The 3326-nt window shown below is 31.2% G+C and carries 3 protein-coding genes; all 3 read left to right on the top strand.

Features of this window, described 5'->3' with window-relative positions; genetic code table 11:
- The first annotated feature begins 107 nt into the window (after positions 1 to 107).
- The 3 genes from QZ276_RS03490 (at position 108) to QZ276_RS03500 (ending at position 2585) form a co-directional block, all read left to right on the top strand.
- Entirely contained in the window at positions 108 to 299 is a 192-nt protein-coding gene (locus QZ276_RS03490) for a hypothetical protein (RefSeq protein ID WP_292485324.1), read from the top strand.
- 871 nt (positions 300 to 1170) lie between these two features.
- The gene (locus tag QZ276_RS03495; protein ID WP_292485326.1) at positions 1171 to 2013 is read left to right on the top strand and encodes a hypothetical protein; all 843 of its coding nucleotides are present in this window, start codon (positions 1171 to 1173) and stop codon (positions 2011 to 2013) included.
- Between the two features lie 65 nt (positions 2014 to 2078).
- Positions 2079 to 2585 carry a hypothetical protein gene (locus tag QZ276_RS03500; RefSeq protein ID WP_292485328.1) on the top strand — a complete coding sequence of 169 codons (507 nt, stop codon included), beginning with the start codon at positions 2079 to 2081 and terminating at the stop codon, positions 2583 to 2585.
- Positions 2586 to 3326 lie beyond the last annotated feature (741 nt).

Consider the following 3326-nt stretch of genomic DNA (forward strand, 5'->3'; position numbering starts at 1 on the left):
AACGGGTTAAAAGTATGGTGAGTTATTTTTAATTTGACAATAGGTGTTTTGATTCTTGTTAAAGGAACACAACATTTTTATGGTTTCGTCTCTAAGTGATATTTGTTATGTCTGATAATACAGATTCAAAAACAAATAAAGAAAAGATTGCAGAAGGGTTGGATGGTGTTGAAGTATCTGATATTAAGATTGTTGAATATATGAATGGAGACAAAGCGTGGTGTTTTAATGGTAATTGTAGGAAGTATGTAGATGGTGAGAGTCCACAAGGAGCTACAGAAGTATATTTGGATTATTAGTTTTGTGTTATAATTTGGTGTTTTATCACCCAATTAGATTCTAAGAATTATTCAATCGAATGATTTATAATTTAGAGTATATAATATGTTAGTAATTGTATGACAAAAGATTGTGATAACTCGTGGGGTGTATTTACAACAGATAATTGTTCTAGTGATGCGATATTTTGTTGTTTATTTGTTTGGGAGCAAGTTGGCAGTTCAAAATTACGATTATGTGGGGAATGTGTATATAAACTTCGTAACGAGTTGAAAGAGTGTGAAAAATTAAAAATTGTTGCTACTATAAATGATGACAGTAAGTAATATATTACTATAATACAATAATTTTGGTAATTTTGATTTACAATTACTTACTGTTGATACTAATGAGTATATACTACCTGATGAAAGGATATTGACAACGCCAACTGGAGTTTCGTGTATAATTAATGCTGGAGGTAAATGGAATGATACAGGGTTGAATGTATTTTATTATGCGAATCTTGATGAAGATTTATTTATAGAGCGAGTAGAGTCTTTATTAGATTTATGGATTGATTTATATTTGGACTATGATTCGAATGAGAGATTTTGATGTGTTTTGATGGATATACTGAACTTAATAGACCTGAAGAATTATATAAATAGTAATATAATATATTAGAGTAGTATGGATACTATGTTGTTTTGAAGTCAATATAATAGCCAAATATAGAAGATATAAGTAAATTATGAGGTATTCATAATATTCGTGTATACTGCGATTAAATGGCTTGTTATGATTGTTTTAATCGTAATAGAAACTTGTCATAGGAATGAAAATAGTAAAAAGTTTTGGTTAGGTAATTTTTTGTCAACATTAATAGGGTTTGAATAACAAGTAGTCTATATGTCAGTTTCAATCAAAGAAGAACTTGATGGGAGTGAATTTAGAGAAAGTGAAACTATTGCGTTCGATATTGAGACGGAGGGTTTCGCTGGAGCAAATGGAGATGAAGTTACAGTTATTGGATTGTATCCTGATTCTTCAGAAGATACACCTGTGTTTTTAATTAATACAAAAGGAAAAGATATTGATAAACGAGAATTGTGGGAAAACTGTAATGATTTCCCTATGGCTGCAAAGGTTGTCGTGTATGAAACAGAATGCACGCTGTTAGATGTAGGGTTCCGTTCGTTTATTGAGAGTTTGAATACTTATGACCAACGCTTATGTGGGTATAATGCAGAGACTTGGAGTGGTGGGTTTGATATTCCGTTTCTTCGAACTCGATTTATGAATCATAGTATTGAATGGTATCTTGATGGTGTCTATTATGTTGATATTCTGACTGAAGTGCAAAAACACATTAACACAGTTGAACCACTATTCAAAACATTATCAGAAGACGAGCAGGAACAATTTAAAGAAGAGTTTAATTATTCTGATGAAGATATTATCGCAGAAGATATTACAGATAACTTAGAATCATTTGGAGAAACAACAGGATATAATGTGTATGGTGATAATAATGGATTGGATGAAGCACACGAAGTATTGTGTGATTGTGGTGTTGATGACCCGTATGAGTCTTCGAAACAAGCTGTTGAAGATTATGAAAATGGAGTTATTGCACCAGTTATCTATCATTGTTATACTGATGTAGTCCGAACAAAGTGTATGTTTGACCTTGTAATGGCATATACACCTGCAAGAGAACCAAGCGAACTGAAAGACTCAGGATATATCTAATATATCTAATATATATTTACAATCAAACCATAACTACTATAACCTTTGAGTATAAATATGTAAGTATGATTAAACAGCGTATCATGAGACAAATTGTATCACTTGTAGATTATATTGGAAATAATTATTATTATTCACTCGGAGTGTTTGGTCTGGTTGTAACTGTAATGAGTTTTGGAGCGTATAGTATGATTTCAAATACAACGATGTTAGTCACAGCATTAATGAGTATGTTATTCGTTGAACTTATTATTGTATTTATTGGCTTCAATTATAATATCTACAAACAACTAAATAGTGAAGTTTTTTCATATATTGGAAGTGTTATCCAACAAGATGAAACAAAGCGGAGTGCTGTTGACTCAAGAGTGATTGATATGTTTAACTTATTCAAACAATCAGTCCTTGCTAATACAATCTTATTCGTTGCAGTCTTTGTTACAGGAGGATTGGTTGCTATTGCAGAGGTAATAATTGTTGTTGTTATTGGTGTGCAGAGTATGTTGGTAGCATCGTTATTTGTAAGTAGTGCGATTTTGTATCTTAACCGAAAGACTGTTCAAGATATTTAAAAAGATGAGTTTTTATATACTTAGATTTACTACTATTGTTTCAAATATACGGTTTGGGAGATAGATAGTATGTTTTGGTCGTGTTCGAGAAAGTATTGAGAATCCAGAGCGTATTTGTGATAATTGTTTAGAAGTCGGATTTAAAATTATTGAATAGTCTGACTACAATTAATTATATTAAAACAAGTTCACGAAGAGTTACACGAAACAAGAAAAATAGTAACAAAATAATACAGTTTTTATTTTTACTTGAGTGCCGACCGTTTTGAGAGATAAGTAAACGAAATGAGTGTTACTGTGCTTACATAGAGAGCCGTAGTTACTGTAAGTGTTGTTGTAGTCAATTCAGGCACGGTAACGAAAAGACTAATTATATCAATTAATGTGTTTGAAACCGTAAAAGTTGAGTATAGTGTCAGTTCTCCTGAAAAGTGAAGCACAAGTTTTCCAAACCAAACTAAACTTTTCCCCAGCATAAGAAGTAATGGGAACAGCAATACTATAATAGTAATATCTGCAAAGGTAATGAGAAAGTTTCGACCTGTATTAGGTTGTTTATATGTCGCATCATCTACAATGTTACTTTGTTTCATATATGAAGTATCATATTCTACCCTTTGAAGTGTTTCGAAACAAAAAGAAGCATATGATATAGTAACTACTAAAATAGTTTAGTAAATGTAAGTAAAATAGAGTATACAAAAAGAATAACTATGTTATCATAGTTCTACGACGATGAGA

It is taken from the genome of Methanohalobium sp. (genome assembly GCF_018609725.1).
GTDB lineage: Archaea > Halobacteriota > Methanosarcinia > Methanosarcinales > Methanosarcinaceae > Methanohalobium.